This is a genomic window from Nocardia brasiliensis ATCC 700358 (genome assembly GCF_000250675.2).
Classification (GTDB): domain Bacteria; phylum Actinomycetota; class Actinomycetes; order Mycobacteriales; family Mycobacteriaceae; genus Nocardia; species Nocardia brasiliensis_B.
This window is the reverse complement of sequence record NC_018681.1, coordinates 1,904,394-1,926,274: the sequence shown is the minus strand read 5'-3', so window position 1 is coordinate 1,926,274 and position 21,881 is coordinate 1,904,394. Positions and strand designations below refer to the sequence as shown.

19 protein-coding genes and 1 riboswitch are annotated in these 21,881 nt (G+C 67.3%); of the genes, 14 read left to right on the top strand and 5 right to left on the bottom strand.

Annotation, left to right across the window (positions count from 1 at the left end; translation table 11 throughout):
- Positions 1 to 42 precede the first annotated feature (42 nt).
- From O3I_RS42465 to O3I_RS08555, 3 genes are all read left to right on the top strand, one after another.
- Positions 43 to 2,574: a serine/threonine-protein kinase gene (locus O3I_RS42465; RefSeq protein ID WP_051066523.1), complete on the top strand. Its 2,532-nt coding sequence runs from the start codon at positions 43 to 45 to the stop codon at positions 2,572 to 2,574.
- Between the two features lie 1,367 nt (positions 2,575 to 3,941).
- Positions 3,942 to 4,391, top strand: a complete 450-nt coding sequence (locus O3I_RS08560) for a hypothetical protein (RefSeq protein ID WP_216226471.1) — start codon at positions 3,942 to 3,944, stop codon at positions 4,389 to 4,391.
- A 74-nt stretch (positions 4,392 to 4,465) separates the two neighbouring features.
- Positions 4,466 to 4,855, top strand: a complete 390-nt coding sequence (locus tag O3I_RS08555; RefSeq protein WP_141691701.1) for a hypothetical protein — start codon at positions 4,466 to 4,468, stop codon at positions 4,853 to 4,855.
- A gap of 38 nt (positions 4,856 to 4,893) precedes the next feature.
- On the opposite strand, the gene O3I_RS08550 is transcribed toward O3I_RS08555, so the two are convergent.
- Together O3I_RS08550 and O3I_RS08545 are read right to left on the bottom strand one after the other, a co-directional pair.
- Positions 4,894 to 5,274 (bottom strand): PLDc N-terminal domain-containing protein, encoded by a 381-nt coding sequence (locus tag O3I_RS08550; RefSeq protein ID WP_014982506.1) that lies wholly within the window; start codon positions 5,272 to 5,274, stop codon positions 4,894 to 4,896.
- Between the two features lie 224 nt (positions 5,275 to 5,498).
- Complete coding sequence (locus tag O3I_RS08545) at positions 5,499 to 5,813, bottom strand: DMT family transporter (protein ID WP_014982505.1); 315 nt, start codon at positions 5,811 to 5,813, stop codon at positions 5,499 to 5,501.
- Between the two features lie 8 nt (positions 5,814 to 5,821).
- A riboswitch (guanidine-III (ykkC-III) riboswitch) is annotated at positions 5,822 to 5,886 on the bottom strand.
- Between the two features lie 118 nt (positions 5,887 to 6,004).
- Between O3I_RS08545 and O3I_RS08540 the strand changes: the two genes are divergently transcribed.
- From O3I_RS08540 to O3I_RS08500, 10 genes are all read left to right on the top strand, one after another.
- Positions 6,005 to 7,159, top strand: a complete 1,155-nt coding sequence (locus O3I_RS08540) for an epoxide hydrolase family protein (RefSeq protein WP_014982504.1) — start codon at positions 6,005 to 6,007, stop codon at positions 7,157 to 7,159.
- 65 nt (positions 7,160 to 7,224) lie between these two features.
- Positions 7,225 to 8,220, top strand: a complete 996-nt coding sequence (locus tag O3I_RS08535; protein ID WP_014982503.1) for an aldo/keto reductase — start codon at positions 7,225 to 7,227, stop codon at positions 8,218 to 8,220.
- A gap of 96 nt (positions 8,221 to 8,316) precedes the next feature.
- Positions 8,317 to 9,531 (top strand): lipase family protein, encoded by a 1,215-nt coding sequence (locus tag O3I_RS08530; protein ID WP_237748269.1) that lies wholly within the window; start codon positions 8,317 to 8,319, stop codon positions 9,529 to 9,531.
- A 106-nt stretch (positions 9,532 to 9,637) separates the two neighbouring features.
- Positions 9,638 to 11,236, top strand: coding sequence for an esterase/lipase family protein (locus O3I_RS08525; protein WP_014982501.1), 1,599 nt, complete (start codon positions 9,638 to 9,640; stop codon positions 11,234 to 11,236).
- Between the two features lie 137 nt (positions 11,237 to 11,373).
- On the top strand, positions 11,374 to 11,505 hold the full coding sequence (locus O3I_RS46765) for a hypothetical protein (RefSeq protein WP_272944289.1): 132 nt from the start codon (positions 11,374 to 11,376) through the stop codon (positions 11,503 to 11,505).
- A gap of 63 nt (positions 11,506 to 11,568) precedes the next feature.
- Positions 11,569 to 14,487: an AfsR/SARP family transcriptional regulator gene (locus O3I_RS08520; protein ID WP_014982500.1), complete on the top strand. Its 2,919-nt coding sequence runs from the start codon at positions 11,569 to 11,571 to the stop codon at positions 14,485 to 14,487.
- A 134-nt stretch (positions 14,488 to 14,621) separates the two neighbouring features.
- Complete coding sequence (locus O3I_RS08515) at positions 14,622 to 15,533, top strand: diacylglycerol/lipid kinase family protein (RefSeq protein ID WP_014982499.1); 912 nt, start codon at positions 14,622 to 14,624, stop codon at positions 15,531 to 15,533.
- A 31-nt stretch (positions 15,534 to 15,564) separates the two neighbouring features.
- Positions 15,565 to 16,812: a phthiocerol/phthiodiolone dimycocerosyl transferase family protein gene (locus O3I_RS08510; RefSeq protein ID WP_014982498.1), complete on the top strand. Its 1,248-nt coding sequence runs from the start codon at positions 15,565 to 15,567 to the stop codon at positions 16,810 to 16,812.
- 196 nt (positions 16,813 to 17,008) lie between these two features.
- A complete protein-coding gene (locus O3I_RS08505; protein ID WP_014982497.1) occupies positions 17,009 to 17,560 on the top strand; it encodes an RNA polymerase sigma factor in 552 nt (183 codons plus the stop codon).
- Positions 17,557 to 17,823, top strand: coding sequence for a hypothetical protein (locus tag O3I_RS08500; RefSeq protein WP_014982496.1), 267 nt, complete (start codon positions 17,557 to 17,559; stop codon positions 17,821 to 17,823). Before O3I_RS08505 ends, O3I_RS08500 begins: the two co-directional genes overlap by 4 nt.
- Positions 17,824 to 17,877: 54 nt before the next feature.
- Here O3I_RS08500 and O3I_RS08495 read toward each other — a convergent pair whose 3' ends face one another.
- From O3I_RS08495 to O3I_RS08485, 3 genes are all read right to left on the bottom strand, one after another.
- On the bottom strand, positions 17,878 to 18,795 hold the full coding sequence (locus O3I_RS08495; protein ID WP_014982495.1) for an alpha/beta fold hydrolase: 918 nt from the start codon (positions 18,793 to 18,795) through the stop codon (positions 17,878 to 17,880).
- 27 nt (positions 18,796 to 18,822) lie between these two features.
- Positions 18,823 to 19,662 (bottom strand): alpha/beta fold hydrolase, encoded by an 840-nt coding sequence (locus O3I_RS08490; RefSeq protein WP_014982494.1) that lies wholly within the window; start codon positions 19,660 to 19,662, stop codon positions 18,823 to 18,825.
- Between the two features lie 124 nt (positions 19,663 to 19,786).
- On the bottom strand, positions 19,787 to 20,680 hold the full coding sequence (locus tag O3I_RS08485) for a LysR family transcriptional regulator (RefSeq protein WP_014982493.1): 894 nt from the start codon (positions 20,678 to 20,680) through the stop codon (positions 19,787 to 19,789).
- A 392-nt stretch (positions 20,681 to 21,072) separates the two neighbouring features.
- Between O3I_RS08485 and O3I_RS08480 the strand changes: the two genes are divergently transcribed.
- Positions 21,073 to 21,804: a GbsR/MarR family transcriptional regulator gene (locus tag O3I_RS08480; RefSeq protein WP_014982492.1), complete on the top strand. Its 732-nt coding sequence runs from the start codon at positions 21,073 to 21,075 to the stop codon at positions 21,802 to 21,804.
- Positions 21,805 to 21,881 lie beyond the last annotated feature (77 nt).

Sequence of the window (21,881 nt, the reverse complement as noted above, 5' to 3'; positions counted from 1 at the left end):
AACACATGAACCCCGCCGATGCCACCGATCCGCGAACCGCTCGTGAGCACCGACGTGCATCCTGAGCAAACCTTCGCCGGGTACACCATCGAACGACTGATCGGGCAGGGCGGCGTCGGGCGCGTCTATCTGGCCAGGCACCCGAGACTGCCGCGGCTGGTCGCGCTCAAGGTGCTGGACAAGATGTTCGCGGGCGATTCCGGTAGCCGAGCCCGCTTCGAGCGCGAGGCCGAAACAGCGTCCCGGCTCGACCACCCCAACATCGTCTCGATCTACGACCGCGGCCACACTGCCGACGCGACCTGGATCGCGATGCAGTTCATCGACGGCACCGACGCGCTCGCCGCGATCCGCAACGGTCCGATGCCGGTCGCGCGAGCCGTTCGGATCACCACCGAGATCGCGAAGGCGCTCGATCACGCGCATGAGCGCGGCGTGCTGCACCGCGACATCAAGCCGTCGAACATCCTGCTCGAACGACCGACCGCGGACGAGCCCGAGCGGGTGTTCCTCGCCGATTTCGGTATCGCGAAGATGACCCAGGGCGCCGGGGAGTTGACCGTCGAAGGCCTGTTCGTCGGAAGCCTCAGCTATGCCGCGCCGGAACAGTTGAGCGGGCAGGACCTCGATCGTCGCGTCGACGTCTACGCCCTCGGCTGCACCCTCTACCAATTGCTGACCGGCGAAACCCCATATGGCTCAGACAATATGGCGAACCTGCTCCAGGCCCATCTGTTCGCACCGATCCCGTGTCCGAGCCGGCAGCCCGGCGCGCGCCCCGAACTCAGCGCGTTCGACACGATCATCGAACGCGCACTCGCGAAGAACCGCGACGACCGATTCGCGACGTGCGGAGAACTGGCGGCAGCCGCCGAAACCGCCTTGAGCAGTGCGCTGCCCGAACTTCCCACCGTGACCGGGCGCATTCAGCAGGTCGACGTCGTATGGGGCGCGGTCGGCGGCCCGGACAACGACAGCCCGACAATCGTCCACAACACCGCTCAGGTCACGGCGTCGGCTCCGCCGAACAACACTGTCGACGCCTCGGGAGATCTGTGCGGACACCGCATGGGCGGGCGCTATCACCTGCTCGAATACATGGCCCGCGGCCTTTCCGGCGACCTGTACAAGGCCTATGACGACATACTCGGCGAATTGGTCGCGGTGAAGGTCGTGCAGACCGTCGACGCCGACACCAAGAAACGACTCCAACGCGGCGGTCGGGTATGGCTGAAGTTGAAGCCGCACCCCAATGTCGTCGAAGTGATGGACGTGCAGAACCAACTCGGCGCAGACCCGCCTTACATCGTGAGCAGAATCGTCGACGGCATCGATCTCGCCGAACTCATCAAGAACCGGGATCTGCGCCTCGACGAAGCCGTCTGGATCGTCATCCAGGTCTGCGCCGCCCTCGAACACATTCACGCCAGCGGCATAGTGCACCGGGAGATCAAGCCGAGCAATATCTTGGTCGCCGGAAAGGATCTGCTGGTCACCGTGTTGGATTCGGGCATCGCCAGACACGAGAACCCGGCGGTCGACTCGTTCACGAAAACCGGCATATTCGTCGGCGATCTCGCCTACGCGGCGCCTGAACAGATGCACCAGGGATACCAGGTCGGGCGCCGCGCCGATATCTACGCGGTGGTCGCGGTCCTGTACGAACTGGTGACCGGTGCCCGGCTGCCGTTCCCCATGCCGGATGGCTGGGAACCGGATCAGCACGCGCTCGCCGAGTTGCCCGAACGCCTCCGGTCGGCCTTGATCCGCGGGCTGTGCCGGAACCCGAAGGATCGGTTCACCAGTATCGGCGAGTTGCACGACTGCCTCGCCCCGCTCTCGCGCCGCGCATCGCAACCTCCCGTCCAAGGACCCGTAGTTGTTGCCCTGCACGGGATTCGGACGCACGCCGCCTGGCAGCGTGCTTTCACCGAGGTCGCCGGCCGAGCCGGCTTGGGCACGCACGTCGATTTGTGGAATTTCGGATACTTCTCCGTGCTCCGCTTTCTGCTGCCGTGGGCGCGGCTGTCCAAGGTTCGCTGGTTCCGCCAGGTCTACCAGCAGGAATTCGGCACCGGCAGCCAGGAACCGCCGTCGATCGTCGCGCACAGCTTCGGCACCTACATCCTCGGCAACGCGCTACTGCGTTACCCCTACCTGCGATTCCGCAAAGTACTGCTCTGCGGATCCATCCTGCCGACCAACTTCCCCTGGGATCAGCTCATCGAACGCGGCCAAGTGCAAGCCGTACGAAACGAATTCGGCAGCGAAGACGTGTGGACCCGCGCCGTCAATTGGTTCGTCTCCGGCACCGGGCCCTCCGGGCTGCAAGGGTTCTCCGCACAATGCCCTCGACTGCAACAAGAGAATTTCACCTTCGCCCACAGCGAATACTTCGAACGCGGACACATGAACAGCCGATGGCTGCCGTTCCTCACCGCGCACCTCGAGGAACGCCCGATCCACGAAACCTGTATCCCCACACCACCTGTCGAACATCGCCCCTGGGGGTTGTACCTGTCCTACCTGGCACTCGCCGCCACCGCCCTATTGATCGCCGTTCTCGTTCTCTGAGGTTGCCTGCACGATGAGGAGTGCCTGCGAACCTTGCCGCCGACCCGCTCAGAGCTCAGGCCCGTCCCCTTCATCTGGATCTCTGCGACGGCGATACCGCGCCCCGAATGCACCCTTTGCCGTGCACGTCCGCCGATCACTTCTGCGCCCACGCAATTCCGACTTACTCATGCTCGGCGGCACCCATCGACAACGCTCGTCTTTGCTCATACCCAGTTGGACCCACGCACGGCATCGCAGGTTCCCCGCGACACGCACCTGTCCCCGACGTGTCCTGTCCAGCGCCACCGTCAGGCACCTTTCCGGTACATGAAAGACCCTGCGATGGCTGCCGCCTTTTCCCGCCAGGTTTGCTGCACACCGCCGGGGTAGTGACACCAGCTCAGTCCGAGCACCGACTGCGGTGTGACATGACCGACAACGCTGTAGTTGAATCTTCGGCTACCGCAGCCGAGCGGGGCGATGCAGGCGGTTGAGCAAAGTGGCAGGTCATGATCGGTTACCTGCGCCGGACGAATAGTTTGCTAGATAATTGCTCGAATGGTTCTATGAGGACCGGAGCTGCAGAGAAGTAAAGCTTTCCGGGGGTTGCTCCGCCTTCAGATCGAATGGGAGGGACCATGCAACATCCGCGCGGAGACTTAGTGCGCCGCACCGCGGCAGCGCTCGCACTCCTCGGATCGATCACGACCGGCGCGGTCCTGATCACGACCCTCGACCAACCCGTCGCCTTCGCTCAGCCCGACATCCCCTGTGAGCAGTGGCAGCAGATGCACCCGGGCTGGCCGTGTATCCCGGTCCCGAAGCCCCCGCCGGCTCCACCGCCCGGAACACCAGGGGGACCGCCGACGACGGCGCAGCCAGCACCTGCACCCGTGCTGCCCGGCCAGGCACCCAATGCGGGAAACGCCGGCGGACGGGCGGGAGCGCTCACCCCACCCGTGCTGCCCCACGGCGCTGGTACTCCAATCGTGCCGGTGCCCGGGGCGCGACCACCGGCGCTTCCCGGCGACGAAACGCCGAACCCGGAGCGAGCACAACCAGGCGCTGCCCCGCCATCAGACTCGCCATCGGCACCAGCGCGAGAAACGGTGACGAGCGCGCCGTCGCCGCCCTCTGCAGTACCGCCGCCGTCGTCCACCACGCAGACTTCCCCGACACCGGCGACGTCTCCGACGTCGGTGCCCGAGTCCCAGCACACCGACGGTATCGCGGGCTTCCCTGACCGGCGAATCCCTTTCCTGTTGCTGGCGGGCATGGCCGCATTACTCGTTCCGATGGCACGACGTCGTTTCAAACGATCGGCTGACCTGCCCGGAGTCGTAGCTGTCGACAACGAAATAGCGACCGACCCCGGCGGAACCTGGGTGACCGACTACAGCAAGCCTTTGGCCTCCCCGCATGCATCGCTGGGCCCGTACTCCCCGGACTACAAGAAGGCAGACCCCGATACCTGGGGTAAGCCGAGTGGCTGGACGAAAATGCTCAACGTCGCGGACCCCGCCGACCCGAACTACAACAAGCTCACTCTCAAAGTGCAGTACCGATTCCGGGTGGCAGGAATGGAAGCGACACAGAACGTGCGGGTCGTCGAGCGCGACGGTCAATATTTCCAGTCGCGGTACTACCGATACGACTATCAGGTTCAAAAGGCGTATACGGTCGTCGTCGGCCAGGAGTTCAACCACGAATGGGTCGGCGCCGCGCCGACGCCTCGGCCTTGGGAGAACACCAGTTTGAGCGAGATCATGAAGCTACAAAGCCACTATCCCGGCGAGACGTTCTTCCTTTCGACACCGCAACTGGATTGGAGCTGATCGGCATGGGCACCGAACTCCGCAACCGCCCCACGGGCAGAAAAGCACTGATCCTGCTTGTCGTACTCGCGGTCGTGCTGGTCGCCGTCGCCGTCATCGGCTTTCTCGGCCGAGACCGATCCGACGACAACTCCGTCGCCGAGGACTGCGCGGTGGCCGCCCAAATCGATAAGGACCTCGAACCGCTACGGCAGCAGATCGCCACCGCATCGGATCTGCGCAACTCCGACAATCCAGAAGACTCCGCCCGGCGCGTAGCCGACGGGTACAACGCTGCGGCGAAGATCGTCCATAACGGCGCAGATCGCATGTCACACGGAAGGATTCGAGATGCGACACAGGCGCTCGGCGATCAGTTCGACGCCATCGCCGAAACTCCACAGCTCACCGAGACGAACGAGCTGGAAAACCGCGGACGGAACCTGTCACAGAAGCTCGACACCTTCCACAAAGCGTGCGGATGAAGTCCGCGACAGCGACGAATAGCGCAATCCCTGAAGGGTCAAGGCTGTTCGCCCTGTTCGCGGCGGCGGTCCAGGTCGTTCTGGCGTGCCGCTTCTTGGCGGCGGGCCTCGGCGCGCTGCTGTTCGGCGCGCTCGCGCAGGCCGCGCAGGAAGGCTTCGTCGTCGGCGGCGTCCTGGGCGACGTGGCGGCCTGGGCGGTCGTATTCGGCGTACGCGGTGGTAGAGCGCGGACGGCCCTCTTGCACGGGGCGGCCGGCGAAGAGCCAGAGCAGCGCACCGACGGTGGGGAGGAGGATGACGACGATCAGCCAGCCCATCTTGGGCAGGTGACGGATGCCCGCGTCCGGGCAGGTGATGATGTCGATCAGGCAGTAGACCCACAGTGCCAACGTGAGTAGGCCAACGATCGCGTAGGGCATCGGTACCTCCTAGTACGTCTGCCAGCCCGGTCCGTGCGGCGATTCGTGGCGAATCTCCCCCCAACCGGCCCGGGCCCGTGCCCGTAGCTGGCAGATCTTCTCGAATAGGCGGCAGGATCGGCCCCCGACTGCCGCACCACCGCAGACCCTATCGGACCGCCGCGCGGCTCTCCACTCGGATGTGTGTCCCCCCACGGCAGCGTTGCTGGTTACCTGGCCCCCGCTCAGTGCGCCAACTTCAAGCCGATCACGCTGCCGATGATGCCGAGGAGGAAAACGACTTTGAGGAGGGTGATCGGTTCGGCGCCGGTGGTCATCGCGTAGGCGACGGTGAGGACGGCGCCGATCCCGACCCAGACGGCGTAGGCGGTGCCGACGGGGAGGTCGCGCATGGCGAAGGCCAGGCCGGCCATGCTGGCGGCGAGCGCGAACAGGAAGACGAGGGTGGGGATCAGCCGGGTGAAACCGGCCGATTTGCCTAGAGCGGTGGCCCAGATCGCTTCACAAACGCCGGACAACACCAGAATCAACCAAGACATGACGAGCCTCCGAGGCCGTCTTGTCGCGCACCGGGTACGGCTCCCTCGTCCGGGGTCCCTGCCAGGACCTACCTTCCACCATGGCAATTCGGCGCACCCTGGGCAAGCGGGCAGCCGGTGACGTTTCTCTCCATGAAGTGCGCAATTTTGTGTATCGAGCAAGGCGCCGGCTGCGTCCTAGCATCGCCGTTGTGACTGAGATCGAACCTTTTCCCGTGCGCATTCCCGAGCGCGAGTTGCAGGACCTGCGGGAGCGCCTCGACCGCGTGCGGCTGCCCGAACCGGAGACGGTGACGGATGGCTCGCAGGGTATCGGTTCGGCACGACTACAGCGACTACTGGACGGCTGGCGGCAACACGACTGGCGCGCGCTGGAGCAGCGCTGGAATGCGTTGCCGCACTTCCGCACTCGGCTGTATGGACTGAATATCGCGTTCTGGCATGTGCGTTCGCCGGAGGCCGGCGCCTTTCCGCTGGTGCTGACGCACGGGTGGCCGGGCTCGGTGCTGGAGTTCGAAAGCATGATCGGGCCGCTGACCGATCCGGTCGCACACGGCGGTTCGGCCACGGACGCTTTCGACGTGGTCGTACCGGCCCTGCCGGGTTTCGGGTTCAGCGAACGGCCACGGAAAACCGGCTGGAATCCCGGGCGGACCGCACGGGCCTGGGCGGATCTGATGACCCGGCTGGGGTACGAACGCTTCGGGGCGCACGGTGGCGACTGGGGCGCGTTCGTGAGCACCGAACTGGCCCGCCTGGTACCGGAAAGAGTTGCCGCACTGCATCTTACGATGCCGATCGCAGCACCGACACCCGAGGACATCGCTACGGCCGACGCCGCGGAGCAAGCCATGCTCGCCCGCCGGGACAGGTTCATGATGACCGGGCCCACCCATGTGATCGCCCAAGGCATGCTGCCGCAGACGATCGGCTACTCGCTGGTCGATTCCCCGGCCGGGCTCGCGGCCTGGCTGAGCGAAGCCCTGGTCGCATTTTCCGATACGCGCTCCGAAGCGGGTGGCGGCGTCAGCGTGGCGCAGCAACTGGACGACATCGCCCTGTACTGGTTCACCGGCACCGGAGCCGCCACCGCGCGCTGGTATTGGGAGGCGCTGCGGTGGACGGCGCGAAGCGCGGCCGAGCAGAACGGGCAGGCGGTACTGGTCCCTACTGCCTGCACAGTGTTCCCGGCCGAACCGTTCCCAGTTGCCCGGCGCTGGGCGGAACACCGCTACCGGAACCTCACCAGTTGGCACGAGATGGAGTACGGCGGGCACTTCCCGGGGTGGGAACACCCGGACGTACTGGTCAGCGAGCTACGAGACGCCTTTCGCGCGATCCGCTAGTACACCGGGCGGCGCGATGGGGAGGCCGTCACACCCCGGCGGTCGCCTCGTGCAACGCTGTAGCCATGCCCGTCTCCTCTCCTCCCGACTCCCCGACCGACGCGCCGATCAGCGGATACGGACTGGGGACGGCCGCGGTGGGGCGGCCGGGTTACATCACGCTCGGACGAGAACTGGACCTGCCCGCCGAGCGCACCGTGGACGCGATGCGCGCCCGCACGCACGCGCTGCTCGACGCCGCGTGGGCGGCCGGGGTGCGGTACTTCGACACCGCCCGCTCCTACGGCCGCGCAGAGGAATTCGTCGGCGCATGGCTGACGGCGCGGCCGGAGGTCGCGGCAGCGGCCACCATCGGCAGCAAATGGGGCTACACCTATACCGCCGACTGGCAGGCGTCGGGTGTCTCGGCCCATGAGGTCAAGGAACACACGGTCGCCGTGTTCGATCGTCAAATCCGGGAAACCCGAGCCGCTTTGGGCGAGCACCTGGATGTCTATCTGATCCATTCGGTCACCCCGGACAGCCCTGCGCTGGCCGACCCGGAGTTACACGCGCGACTGGCGGACCTGGCCGCGACAGGCGTCCGGATCGGGCTGTCGACCAGCGGGCCCGCCCAGGCGGCGACCGTGCGCGCGGCACTGGACGTCACCGTGGCCGGTGCGCCACTGTTCGCCGCTGTCCAGTCCACCTGGAACCTGCTCGATCCGTCCGCGGGACCTGCACTGGCCGAAGCACATTCGGCAGGATGGCTGGTGGTGGTCAAGGAAGCCATGGCCAACGGCCGGCTCGCCGGCCGCAACGCCACCGGTCCGGATACCGCTGCCCTTCGTGCGGTCGCCGACCGCCTCGGCACCGGCACCGACGCGCTGGCGCTGGCCGCGGCAGCCGCCCAACCGTGGGCCGATATCGTCCTGTCCGGCGCCGCGACCCTGGATCAGCTGACCTCCAATCTCACCGCCGCTGAAATCGACCTGACACCCGCCGACCTGAGCGAGTTGGCCGTACTCACCGAGTCCCCCGAGACGTTCTGGCGCACCCGCGCCGAATTGCCCTGGGCCTGAAGGTGCGCCGCGTTCCATTGCCGACCCCGCGACCGCCGAGTGCACTATGCTTCCCGACCAGATGAACTAGAACAGGTTCCTGGGGAGGGATTCGCTGTGCGGGGATCAAGATTGCTGGCTGCGGTCATCGTCACGGTGTGCGGCGCAGTGCCGAGTACCAGCTGGGCGACGGCAGTGCCGCTGCCGGAACAAGACTCGTTCTACACGGTGCCGCCGGACATCGCGGACCTACCCAACGGCACCATTCTCGCGTCGCGGCCGATCGATGCGCAGTCCTACTTCCAGCCGCTGGCCGCAGATGCGTGGCAGGTGCAATACAAGACGATCGACAATCGCGACGAACCCAGCGCATACATCGCCACCATCCTTGTGCCGCAGCAGGAGTGGGCCGGCACGGGCACTCGGCCATTGCTGTCGTACCAGGTCGCCGAAGACGGCGTCGGCACGAAATGCGCACCCTCCTATGCGTTGCGCGGCGGACTCGGCGGCGGTCCGAGCAACTCGTTCAGCGAGAGCGGGATGATACGCATTGCGCTCCAACAGGGTTGGGCCGTGGTCGTGCCCGACTATCAGGGTCCGAACTCCGACTTCTCCGGCGCGGACGGCTACGCACACGGCGTGCTGGACGGCATACGCGCCGCCAAGACGTTCGCGCCCGCGGCCGTCGGCCCCGCCGCTCCGATCGGCCTGTGGGGCTACTCCGGCGGCGCGCAGGCCAGCGCTGTCGCGGCCCAGGCGCAGAGCACCTACGCCCCGGAGTTGACACTGTCCGGTGCCGCGCTGGGCGGCGTGGTCGCCGATCTGGCGGCCACCCTGGCGGGTTTCAGCGGCGGGCCGATGGGCGGCGCGCTCGTCATCGGCTTGGCCGGCTTGGATCGTTCGTATCCGGACGCCGACGTATTGCGATACGTCAACGAATCCGGCCGCCGGATGATCGCCGCGGGCCGGTCGGACTGCCTGCTCGACGCCGCGCTCGCCCACCCGTTCCTCAGCGCGGCCGAGCTGGAGGCCTGGCCCGGCTCGCTCACGAACAATGCCGAGCTCAGCCGGGTCATCCGGTGGACCAGCCCACTGTTCCGGACGGGCGCGCCCACCGCGCCGGTGCTGGTCTATCACGCGATCAACGATGAGTTCGCCCCCATCGACTCCGCTCGGTCACTGGCCGAAAAGTACTGCGCCGCAGGAACTCCGGTGCAGCGAGCGGAGAATCCGCTCGGCGAGCACGGCACCGAAGCGGCAGCCGGGCTCCCCGCCGCCCTGGCCTACCTGTCCGACCGCTTCTCCGGCAGGCCGGCGCCCAGCACCTGCTGAGCGCATTTTCAGCGGAAACGAAACGCCGGATGGCGTGGCGTCGATGATGTGATAAGAGCATCACCGCAGGCTGGACGGCCCGCGACGGAACACCTCCGGGGGCGAGATGACCACCGCACAAGTGCACCATCGACGGTTGATCGTCTACGTGCCCGGCCTGACCGAGCGTCCCGGCGCGATAGACGGCCTGTTCGCGCGGTTGCAACGGGAACCCGGCTACGGGACCGGCGAAACGATCTACTGGCAGTTTCCGGACGGGATTCGCCGCTTCAGCCGCGGCACGTTGGCAAACCGGTGCCGGGATCTGGCGGACCGGATCGACGCGTACTGGACGGGGCCGCGCAAGACACCGGAGATCGTGCTCATCGGGCACAGCATCGGCGGGATCATGCACCGGTACGCCTATTTGCAGGCTTTGCGCGGGATCGACGGACATCGGCTGCCGTGGGCGGAAGCAGTGACCAGGATCGTGCTGCTGGCCGCGCCGAATCGCGGGCTCGATCCCGATCGGCTGCCGTGGTGGCAGCGCTATCCGACGAAGGTGCTGGCGCCGCTGCTGCGCCGGTTCACGGCGGTCGAATTGATCTGCGGCGCACCGTTCATCACCAATTTGCGGATCCTGTGGCTGCGCGAGATCGCCCAGCTGGGCAACCAGGCGCCGATCGTGGTGCAGGTCAGCGGGAAGAAGGACCGGGCCGTCGTCAAGGAGGACAGCCGCGATCTGGAAACGCTGCCGACAGGTGTGCAGAAGGTGGTGCCCGGTGCCACGCACGCGGACGTCATCAGCGTCGAAGCGGGCTTGCCCGAGGACTATGCCGGACAGCGGTACGAGATCCTGCGCACGGCGATCACCGAGCCCATACCGCCCAGCAACCCGGAGCCGCTGCCCGCCGCCGAGGCCGCGAAAACCTCGGTGGTGTTCGCCTTGCACGGCATCCGCTCGGGTAACGGCGAATGGCCGAGCGAGCTGGAAGCAGCGTTGTTGGCGGCCGACAAGAACGTGCTCGTGGTGACGCCCTCCTACGGCCGGCTGTCGGCCTACGATTTCGCGCTCCCGTTCACGCGCCGGCGCAACCTACGCTGGTTCGCCGACATGTACAGCTACCATCTCGCGCGCCACCCGGGCATTCCGTTCCATTTCGTCGGGCACAGCAACGGCACCTATTTGTTCGGCCAGTCGCTGAAACAGATTCCGGCCCTGGAGTTTCAGCATGTGTTCCTGGCGGGCAGCGTGCTGCCGCGCGAGTTCGACTGGGTCCGGTGCGCCGACGCGGGCCAGATCGGTTCGCTGGTCAATATCTGCGCCAATCAGGACAAGCCGGTCGGCTGGCTGTGCAGCGGACTGCGCGCGTTCCGGATGCGCGACGTCGGGGTCGGCGGATTCACCGGCTTCGATTCCGTGCCGCCGGGCACCCGGCAGATCCGGCACATCGAGGGCGGGCACGGCGCGGCACTGGTGACCGCACGTCTGTCGACCGTCGTCGACTACGTGCGCACCGGCGAGGCGGGCGGCGAAGCGCACGTGGTCAAGCCCGGCCGCGGCTTCGAACTGATGTCGCGGGTGGCACCCAGGCTGGCCTGGGCGACGGTGGCCGCCGTCGCCGGGCTGAGCTGGCTGGCCCTGTCCACGATGGGCATTCTGCTCGGCGCGGCGATCGTCGCCGGGCTGCTCGCGCTCACCTACACCACTTTGAAAGTCGCTTGAGCCCAACCACTCCCCTGGGCGGGCACGGTCGGGCACAGTGGCACTGTGCAGCCGGACTTGCCGTTCACCAGGCGCGTTCATTCCCCGTTCAGCGCGAGACAGTGGCCGTTGATCCAACGTCCTTACGGTCCGAAAACATGACGAATCGGACTCCTCCACCATTGGCCGCGCTGCACGAACCGTGGGGTTGGGTGAAGCGGCTGCTGGTCCTCGTGTGCGTAGCCGTGGGGTGTGTAGTACTGGAGGTCAAGGACCGCCTCTTCGGCTGACGGCGGACCGCGGGACGCCGACGCTTAAGATCGGGTGATCCCATGTTCCACTGAGAGAAGCCGATGGACGCTGCCGACCTGAGTTTTACGGTACTGGGCCGCGTCACGGTGCGACGCGGTGCGCTGACGCTGGCGTCGGAACGCCTGCGGACCCAGGCCGTCCTCGCCACACTGCTGTTCGCAGCCGGGCGGCCGCTGACCGCGGCACAGTTGGTGGACGCGGTGTGGGGCGAGGAGTTGCCCGGCGACCCGATCGCCTCGCTGCGCTCACACGTACTGCTGTTGCGCAAACTCGTCGAACCCGATCGCGTGCGACGCGGCGCGGCCACGGTGCTCGTTTCGGTCGGCGACGGCTACGAGTTGCGTGTCCCCCGGGAATCGGTGGATGCCTTTCAGGCGCAGTCGCTGGCTGGGGCGGCCGATAAAGCCCGGGCCGCAGGCGATTTCGAGCAGGCGCGAGCACAGCTCGACGAAGCGCTGGCATTGTGGCGTGGTGAAGCGCTGGCGGGCGTACCGGGGCCGCTGGCAGCGGATCGGCGGCGACACTTCAGCGACTTGCGGACGACCCTGCTGGAGGCTGGTTTCGAGGTCGATCTCCAGCTGGGGCGGCACGAGCAGGTGATCGGCGAATTGGCCACGGCCAGTGACGAATTCCCGCTGCGCGAGCGACTGCGCGGGCTGCGGATGACCGCGCTGTATCGCTGCGGCCGACGCAGCGAGGCCCTGTCGGTGTACACCGACACCCGGCGGCTGCTCATCGACCAACTCGGCATCGAGCCCGGCCCCGAACTGGCCGAACTGCACCAGCGCATCCTCGACGATGATCTGGCCGCTCCCTCGACGCACGTAGTTCGCCCCAGGTTGCGGGAAAACGTACGCCCAGCCCAGATCCCCAGGGGTATAGCCGATTTCACCGGACGCGCGGCACTGGTCGACGAGCTCTGCGCGGCGTTGCTCCCTGCGGGAGACACCCCGCCCATCGTGGTGCTCACCGGGATGGGCGGAGTCGGTAAAACGACCCTGGCGACGCACGTCGCGCGCGAGATCAGCGCGCATTTCCCGGACGGACAGCTCTACGCCGACCTGCACAGCATGGACGATCGTCCCGCCGAACCGGTCGGCGTTCTCGGTGCCTTCCTGCGCGCACTGGCGGTGCCGGACAGCGATATTCCCCCCACCGAGTCCGAACGAGCGGCGCTGCTGCGCAGCATGCTCACCGACCGCCGCATGTTGCTGGTGCTCGACAACGCGGGCACGCTGGATCAGGTGCGCCCGTTGCTGCCGAACGGGTCCGGCTGCGCGGTCCTCGTCACCAGCCGTGCGGTGCTGCCGCTACCGGACGCGACGTACCGGCCGATCGGTGTCCTGTCCACGGCCGAAGCGCGAAACTTGCTGGAACGCATAGTGGGAACGGCCCGGATCGCCGCGGAAACCGCGGCCGCCGACGCGGTCATCGCGGCCTGCGGTCGATTGCCGTTGGCGCTCAGGATCATCGGCGCCCGCCTGGTGGCGCGACCGCACTGGAGTATGGCGGCCGTGGCGCGGCGGCTGGCCGACGAACGGCATCGCCTCCCGGAGTTGCGCTGCGGCGACCTGACCGTGGACGCCTGCTTCGCGTTCGGCTACCGGCAACTGCCCGCCGCCACCGCGCGGACGTTCGTGGCGCTGGCCGTTCCGGCGGTGCCGGATCTCTCGGCCGCCGCGGCCGCATCGATCCTGGGTCTCGGTACCGCCGCGGCGGCACAGGTCTGCGAGTCACTCGTAGACCTCGGGCTGTTGCAATCCGTCGGCGACGATCGGTACAGCTACCACGATCTGCTGCGGCTGTTCGCCCACACGGTCGACACCGAGATCGACCGGGAAGAGGTGCTGTCCTGCCTGCTGGACTACTACCTTGCGACGGCGAAAAACATTGTTCGCCATCGTTATCCCGGCCATCGGCTCGACTATGTCCCGCCCACGGCGCAACCCGGCCCCGCGATCGGCACCGAGGCCGCCGCCCACGCCTGGCTGGATACTGAGCGCACGGCGTTGATCGCCCTGCACCGCCAGATCGCCGCGGATCACCCCGCACTCGTGCCCGCGAGCGTGGACGTCGCGATGTTGATCAGCGAGAGCGTCGACCCGTCGGCACAGTCCGGCCAGTTAGCGGACGCACTGCGTGGGCTGCTCTCTGTCGCTGCGGGATTCGACGACCGGGGCACCGAACTCCGCGCCCGGGTGGCGCTCGGCTTGATTCTCGCCTTGGACCTCGGCCACGGCGACGACGCCGTCGCCGTGCTCGAACCCGTGCGAAAGATACTGCGGCCGAACGGGAGCAGTCTGCTGCTGGCCTTCGCCGAACACCTGTTGGGCGCCGCGGCGCTCAGCGTCGGACGCGCCGCCGACGCGATCACCCACATGGCCGCCGCGGTCGAGATCTTCCGCGACCTGGACGACCCGGCCTGGGAGGGGTGGGCCTGCGCCACCCTCGCCGACCGGTACGGCGATGCCGCGCAATGGGATCGAGCCGCCGATGCCGCTGAGCGCGCGCTGCGACTGGCCGAACGACTAGGTGGCGCGGCCTTCGAGTCGCTGGCCCGGAGTCAGTTGGGCCGGGTGGTCCTCATCCGCGATCACGATCCGGAGCGAGCGGTGGCAATCTGCGCGGACGCGGTGCGCACGGCCCGCGGGCACGGACGCCGGTTGCTCCTGGGCTGGGCGCTGTACCGGCAGGCGGAGGTCGGCCTGTATGGGAAGCACTTCGACATCGCGGAAACCGCTGCGGCCGAGGCTGTTTCGGTGCTCACCGAAGCCGCGGACCCGATTCGCCGCGGGCACGCGCTGGACTATCGGGCCCGGGCGCTGGCCGCATTGGGACGCGATATCGAAGCCCAGCAGGTGCGCGCGCAGCTCGCCGAGTTGGCCGCCCGGATCGGCCGCACACCACCGGCGGCGGCCGAGTTCGACGTCGCCGGCGCGGGGAGCACCGGCCGACCCTGACCGTCGGCCTGCGCCGTCTTACCCATCGCACCAGGTCGGGCGGGCGTTCATTCGCGGCTCAACGCCTGCTCGAGCACGCCGCCCAAGATCGGATCGACAGCACGTTTCCCCCGGTCCGATCGGAGCAGTTCACCATGCCTTCCGCCGCCGCTCTCGGCAGCAAGACCATCGATGTGATCGGATATCCGTGCAGTGCGCGCGGACGAGGACTGCGTACGGCCGTCACGGCGGCGCACTACCTGGCCGCCCGCGGCGCCCGGGTCCGGCAACTGCGCGGCACCACTCCCGCGACGACGATCGACCTGATACGCGAGCGGCTCAGCCGGCCCGACCGTCCGGAAGTCATCGCCTGCGCGGGCGGCGACGACCTGATATCGCTTGTCCTGCAGGCTATCTCCGGCACCGGCGTCGCGCTCGGCTTACTGCCGACCGGGCACCGGGACGATCTCGCCGCAGCACTCGGCATCCCGCTGGGCGACCTGCGATCGGCGGCCGAGGTCGTACTGGCCGGGCAGCTCCGCGACATCGATGTGGGAGTGGTCGGCACCGCACCCGCCGCGCACACCATGTTCACCACCGCCGTGCACATCGGGTCCGACACCCGGCTGTTCGATCCCCCGTACCGGCCGTGGTCCCCCGGCCTTCCTGCGGCGCTGCTGGCCCCCTCCGCACAACCGGTAAGGATCGAATTAACTTGTGGTACTGACTTTTCCACGCCGACGGTGATCGAAACCGAGGCGTTGCTCGTGACCGTGGGCAATATCGGCCGTACCGGCGGCAAGCGGATCTGCCCCGACGCGCGGCTCGACGACGGTCTGCTCGACGTCACCGTCGTCGGATCCGCACCGCGCGGACAGACGCTCCGCCTGCTCACCGCGTTGGCCGCCGGCCGTGTGATCGCTCATCCCGCCGTCACCTACCACCAGGCTGCCGCGGTGTCCGTCTGGTGCCCGGCGGGCAGCGCGATGGTCGACGGCACTGCGCTGGACGCGCGGCCCTGCACCGCGCACGTTCTGCGCGGCGCGCAGGCCGTCCTGGTGCCCTGAGTCTCGTGAACCTACCTCTGAGGAGAAGCTCGTGAAATACCGAATCGGCGCCATCGACCAGAACTTCGCGCCGAACAGGCTCACCGTCACGTATGTGGCGATCTGTGCGGGCGCGGTCGACGTCGACCCACTGCGGCGGGCCTTCGCGCACACGTGCCGTCGCTATCCGATGCTGCGCGGGCGGCTCCACTCCGACGACGACGGCGGCTGCTACGTCCACATTCCCGATGGTGACCGCGACGACACCGTCTTCGAAACGGTGCACAGCAGCATCTCGGAGTGGCTCGCACGCGGCCTCGACACAGTCGATCCGACAGTTCGGCTGGCGACACTGGAGATCGTGCACGCCGGCGTGACCACCGCGGTCGCCCTGCGCGTATCCCACGCCATCGGCGACGCGCACCTGGGATTCGAACTCCTCACCGAACTCTGGCGGACGGCCACCGCACTCGCCGCCACCGGGGCACTCGCCGACCCCACACCGGTCGTGCCCCGCAGGCTGGAGGACCTACTCCACGAGCGCGGGATCCCCGTCCCCGACGTGGCGCTGCCTGCGCCCCACGGCCTCTACCGCTGCACGCCGACGGAGACACTCGGCCGACCGGGGCTGCGCCTCGCCACAGAGGAACGGATAACGCTGTCGGACACGGACACCGGCGCGCTGCTCCGCCTCGCACGAGCGCAGGGCACGACGGTGCACGCGCTGCTCAGCGCCGCGGTGATCCGGGCCGAGCGGGCGCTGATCGCCGAAACTTCCGGCGCCACAACCGAAGACGAGCTGCCCATGATCATCGGCCACGCCGTCGACCTACGCCCGCACCTGACACCGCCGGCACAGATCACCGACACCGGCAACGGTCTCGGGTACGCGCCCACCGTCACCCTGTGCGGACCGGACGCCGACCTGCTCACCCTCGGCAAAGAGGCGAAGGCGCAGATCGTGTACGGCATCGACAGCGGCACCGCGCTGGCCACCATGTTCGCCGCGGCCCGCAACGGGGAAAGCACACCGGACACCGCCGTCAACATCCTCACCAACTGGGGTGTGGTACCCACGCTGGAATCCCCGGAAGGAGTGGAGGTCGTCGACTTCCGTGGCTTCGTCACCGGCGACTCCGTCCCGGAACTCAGCTATTTCGTCTACACCTTCCGAGGTCGGCTGAGCATCGAGTTCACCTACGCCGAAAACCACCATCACCGCACTCGCATCGCCGAACTGCGCCGCTTCGTGGCGGGGAACCTCGAGGAGTTGATCGATGGTCTGGCCCGCCTGAACTGACCGGCCCGCACGCTGCGACGATACCCGCGCTGCTGTCGCCGAATCCTTTTTCCGCCTCGGTCGCTCTTATGTAGGAGCGGCCGAAAGGGCCGGTGTCGAGGAGGATCGATGACAGTGATCGTGATCGCCGTGGTGGCGGCGGTGTCGGTGTGCAGCTGCGTGGCGGTGCTGCGGTGGCGTGGAAGGGCGAACAAGCATGAGTGAATTGGCTGCGTGGCCGGCCGACCAGCTGGTGCTGGCGGCCCAGCACGGCGATGAAACCGCCATCACCGCACTGGTTTCGGGGGCGTATCCCCATATCCGGCGGTTCGCGACGTCGCTGTGCGCGAGCAGTCAGGACGCGGAGGACGCGGCGCAAGAAGCGGTCATCGTGCTGTTCCGCAAGATCGGCACGCTGCGTGCGACCACGGCGCTCGCGTCCTGGGTGTTCCGGATCGTGCGGAACGAATGCCTGCGCCGCGCCCAGTTGTTCACGCGCCGCACTGCGCCGGTGGCGGAGGAGCTTTCGCCCTCGGCCGAGGACGACGTGCTGAGCAGATTGGAGATCGAACGGGTGGCCGCCGCCGTGGCGTTGCTGCCCGAAGATCAGCGTCGCGTCCTGATCATGCGGGATATCCAGGGGCTACCGGGGAAGACGGTCGCCGCGTCGCTCGGGCTCAGCGCGGCGGCGATGAAGTCGCGGCTGCATCGTGCCCGGGCGGCGGTGCGGGCGCACCTCTCCGTCATCGAGGGGAGTGAACCGCGTTGAACACCGACGCACCGTCGTTCGCCAGCAGATCCCTGCCGGTCCACCTGGCCAAGGGCGCCATCGGTTTCGGCTTCCTCGCCGCCTCGATGGCACTGCTGCCGTTCCTCGGCTGGATCGGCTTGCTGCTCATCGTGCCGGGTCTGGTGGCATTGCGCGGCTGCCCCACCTGCTGGGCGATCGGCCTGGCGCAGACGCTGTCGCGGGGACGCCTGCATCGGGTCTGCACCGACGGCAGGTGCAGCCTGCAATCCAGGCCGTCGTAACGCCGCGACAGGCTGCCGTACACGGCCGCCGGAGTGCTTCCGGCGGCCGTCCGGCTATCGAACCGGCGTCGAATCCAGGAAGGAGGTGAGTAGCGGTACGAGTAGATCTGGGCGGTACATGATGTCGTAATGGGTTGTGCCCTGGACTGTTTCGAGACGTGCACCCTTTCCGCCGTTGAGCCGTGCGACGAGGTCGGTGGTGTGCTCGCGGTACAGGGCATCGGATTCCGCGGTGAGGATGAGCGCGGGTGCTTGGATTTTCGGGAGTTGCGCGGTCCAGTCGTAGTCCTGGGTGAGCAGCTGCCTGGTCTTGGTGACCAGGGCCGTCCAACCCGCCGGGTCCGGAGCGACACCGCTGTACAACTGGTAAAGCGGAGTCTCGCGTAGCGCATCGGGGTTCATCGCGGCCATCCCCGCTCGGGTCTCGGGCAGCCAGCCGTCGAAGCGGTACGGGGCGGACGCGATGGCGAGGCGGCCGACCAGATCCGGTCGGCGCGCCGCGACCTGCATGGCGACACCGCCGCCCAGCGAGTAGCCGAACAAATCCGTCCTGCCGAGATTCAAATGCGTGATCAGCGCCGAAATGTCATCGGCCAGTGACTCGTAACTCAACGCCCGCTCGCGATCGGGCGTGTGACCGTGGGCTTGCAGGTCCACCGAGATGACCCGGCGTGTCTTGGACAGCTCGGGAACGTAAGTGCCGAACGTGGATTCAGCGGTGGCGAGCCCACCGTGCAGCAGGATCAGCGGCTGTCCGGTGCCCTGTGTTTCGTAGTAGAGCCGCCCGCCGTTGATCTCGGCATACCGGCCTTTACCGTCGGCGGACACCGGATCATCTACGGCAGAACGTGTTTCCGACGCAACCGCGCCGTCGGTGTCGCCGGTGTCGCCGGTGTCGCCGCAGCCGGCGAGCAGCACTGCGGACAGGGCCACGGCGCTCGAGGCGGCCAATGACACGATGCGGATTCGCATGGGGTGATCCTTCAAGATTGCTGGGTGTCAGGCCGCGGAGAGATCCGCGCCGACGAGGAACGCACCGGAAACCGGTGCCAGGAGTGCGATTTTCGGATTGTGGCTCAGCTTCGCCACTTCCTCGTGCCGCGCGTTGGGGAGCACGGCGGTAATGGCACGGGCGGCCGACCGCAACAAAGGTCCACTCTTGGTTCCCGAGATGACCAGGGTCGGCACCTCGACGCCCGCCCACTCGGCGGGCCGCAGCGCCGCACCGCGCATGTACGGGCCCATGATCGCCCAATCGTGGGCCGTGGCGGGAGCGGTGGCCAACAGCGACTTCCAGAACGGGGTGAATCGCATGACCGCGGCGAGCAACCACGGCATGCCCATGCCTTTGGTCATGTAGTAGCGCACCACCTCCGCGCGGCGATCCGCGGCGATCTTCTCGTGCAGTCCGGCTGCCAGATCCGCTGGGGGAACGAAGTTTTTCTTGTCGGTGACGAAAGGTGGTTCGTAGGCCACCACTTTCGTGATACCGCGCACTCGCCCGGAAGCGGCGGCGAGCAGCGCCAGGCCCGCGCCCGACGACCAACCGAACACCGCGGCGCGTCCGCCGACTGCCTCGATCAGCGCGGCGAGGTCGTCGATCTCGTTCTCCACGCTGTAGACACCGGGTGAATCGGTGCTGTCGCCACGTCCGCGCCGGTCGTAATTCACGACCGTCAACCCGTACTGTTGCGCCAATATCTCGGCCAGCTCGACCAGTTTCGGAAACTTTCGATAGCTGAACGCGCCACCGATCAAGATGACCGTTCCGGCGGTACCGCCGACGATCCGGTCGAAGGCGAGATCGACGCCTCCGGGCGTGGTGATGGTCTGCACCATTCGTGCCTTTCTCAGCAAACATTTTCAGCGGCACTACGAATTTCAACAGCCGGCGACAGGCGCAACAAGCGGCATGTCGGCAACGCCGGATGTAGCGGGGCTAAACGATCACCGACGCGGCGGCTCACGCCGAAAGCGCTGCCTCGGTGATGGTTTCGAGGAATGGTTGGACCAACGGATGCTGTCCGGCCCGCGGCCACATCAGCCCGTAATCGATGGTCGGCGCGTCCCGGAAGGGGACGAACACAATTCCCGGGTGCGAGTGGAACCGCTCGGCCCGCAGGGCGACGGTACTGACGCCGGCCCCCTGGCTGACGTGCACGAGCACCTCCGCCCAGAAGGTCGTCGCGGGTCCCTGCGGAATCGGCCGGCCCGCGGGAGTCCGGCGGGGAAAGTGGCAGTCCATCCAGTAGCGCGGGACCAATTCATCCGCAAGGGTGACCAGTTTCGTGTCCGCGAGGTCTTCTACGGACACTGATTCCGCTGCGGCGAAGGGATGCTGCTCGGGCACCATCAGTCCGCGCGGTTCGGTGAAGACGACTGCCCCGGTCATGATGTCGGGTTCGGCGATCGGGAATGCGGTGAGCTGGAGATCGACTGCGCCCGAACGCATCCGGCGGAGCGGATCGGTCAGCTGGATCTCTTCGATGCCGACGGTGGCGCCGGGGTAGCGGATGCGGAACAGATCCGCCGCGCGCACCAGCAGATTCCCGCACCATGGCGTCGAGAAACCGGCCGTGATGGTCCGTTCGACGCTACCGCCTCGGCTGGCGGCCAGGATGCTCGCGGTGATCTGCTCGTAGGCGGGACGCAACTCGTCGCGTAACTGTCTGCCCAGTGGCGTGAGGGCGACCGTGCGGCTGTTGCGCTCGAAAAGCGCACTGCCGATGCGGCGTTCGAGCTTGCCGATGGTCTGGCTGATCCGGCTGGTGGTCACCCGCAGGCGCTCGGCGGTCCTGCCGAAATGCAGTTCTTCGGCCAGCGTGAGGAAAGCCTCGAACTCGTGTCTTTCCAGCATGGGCGTTGCTCGCGCGCCGGTCGATCACCGACGCGCCGGACGCTGGGCCGACTCGGTCTCGCGCACGGCGGCGGCGGTCGAATGCTGCGCGGTCATGGTCCTCATCACGAATCTCCTCGGGTGCGTTGTCAGCGCATCGCAGGCTCCAATGTTTTGGAATCTCTGAACGCCATCGAACATACATTGCGTTTACTAAATCATCAACATTCAATCACGATGCGAAGGCGACTTTAGCTCGCACTTCTACAGTCCATTGCAATGACATTGAGAGTGAACGCAATGCAGCTTTGCCTCACCCCTTTGCAATGAGATCTAGCAGACGGCATACTTGGGCAGCCAACGGCGGGCATCGCCGCACCGACACACCGACACACCGAGGAGATCGGCACCGCATGCCCGGAGGCAGGCTCAGCAACGAGGATCGGCAGCGCATATCCACCGGCCTGTCCGAGGGACTCGGCTACGCGGAGATCGGCCGACGGCTGGGGCGGCCCGCCTCGACCATCATGCGCGAGGTCACTCGCAACGGCGGGGCCGAAGGCTACCGCGCGGATCGGGCGGACGAAGACACCCGTCAGCGTGCGCGTCGGCAGAAACGACCGCAGCCGACGACACGCCCACTCCCGGACAGCGATTTCGGTCGCGACCCGCAGGAGGTCCAACACGCCGCCGAATCCTTCACCGCGCTGCTGGTCGGGCAGGGCCTCGCCCGGATGGAGGCGCGCGTACTGGCCTGCCTGCACTTCACCGACTCCGGCGCGCGCACCGCCGCCGAGCTGGTCCAGCTCCTCCAGGTGAGTCCGGCGTCCGTCTCACACGCCGTCGCCTTCCTCGAACAGCAGGGCATGCTACGGCGCGAACGAGTGCCCGGTGGACGTCGCGAACGCTATGTCATCGATGATGATCTCTGGCTGCGCAACCTGCACGCCACGCTGCAGATGAGCGAGGCCCTGGCCGCCGAATCCCAGCGCACCGCAGAGATTCTCGGCGTCGACACCCCGGCGGGCGACCGGTTCGTCGCCTCGACCGAGCTCCTCCTGCTGGTGAACGAGGCGTTCCAGCACGCGATCGATCAGTGGAGCCGGCGGACCGCCGCTCGAGCACCTTCGGATGCCGCCCGGTAGATCCGCGCCAACCTGGTAGAACGTTCCCGCCACCAGGACTTTTGCGATGGCCTCGGCTAGCGGACGGATCTAAGGTC

Excerpts from the sequence above, each read along its gene's own strand:
- O3I_RS08550 (WP_014982506.1), bottom strand. The coding sequence starts at position 5,274 with ATGCCCTACGCGATCGTTGGCCTACTCACGTTGGCACTGTGGGTCTAC.
- O3I_RS08545 (WP_014982505.1), bottom strand. The coding sequence starts at position 5,813 with ATGTCTTGGTTGATTCTGGTGTTGTCCGGCGTTTGTGAAGCGATCTGG.
- O3I_RS08535 (WP_014982503.1), top strand. The coding sequence starts at position 7,225 with ATGCCCGTCTCCTCTCCTCCCGACTCCCCGACCGACGCGCCGATCAGC.
- O3I_RS08525 (WP_014982501.1), top strand. The coding sequence starts at position 9,638 with ATGACCACCGCACAAGTGCACCATCGACGGTTGATCGTCTACGTGCCC.
- O3I_RS46765 (WP_272944289.1), top strand. The coding sequence starts at position 11,374 with ATGACGAATCGGACTCCTCCACCATTGGCCGCGCTGCACGAACCGTGG.
- O3I_RS08520 (WP_014982500.1), top strand. The coding sequence starts at position 11,569 with ATGGACGCTGCCGACCTGAGTTTTACGGTACTGGGCCGCGTCACGGTG.
- O3I_RS08515 (WP_014982499.1), top strand. The coding sequence starts at position 14,622 with ATGCCTTCCGCCGCCGCTCTCGGCAGCAAGACCATCGATGTGATCGGA.
- O3I_RS08505 (WP_014982497.1), top strand. The coding sequence starts at position 17,009 with ATGAGTGAATTGGCTGCGTGGCCGGCCGACCAGCTGGTGCTGGCGGCC.
- O3I_RS08495 (WP_014982495.1), bottom strand. The coding sequence starts at position 18,795 with ATGCGAATCCGCATCGTGTCATTGGCCGCCTCGAGCGCCGTGGCCCTG.
- O3I_RS08490 (WP_014982494.1), bottom strand. The coding sequence starts at position 19,662 with ATGGTGCAGACCATCACCACGCCCGGAGGCGTCGATCTCGCCTTCGAC.
- O3I_RS08485 (WP_014982493.1), bottom strand. The coding sequence starts at position 20,680 with ATGCTGGAAAGACACGAGTTCGAGGCTTTCCTCACGCTGGCCGAAGAA.
- O3I_RS08480 (WP_014982492.1), top strand. The coding sequence starts at position 21,073 with ATGCCCGGAGGCAGGCTCAGCAACGAGGATCGGCAGCGCATATCCACC.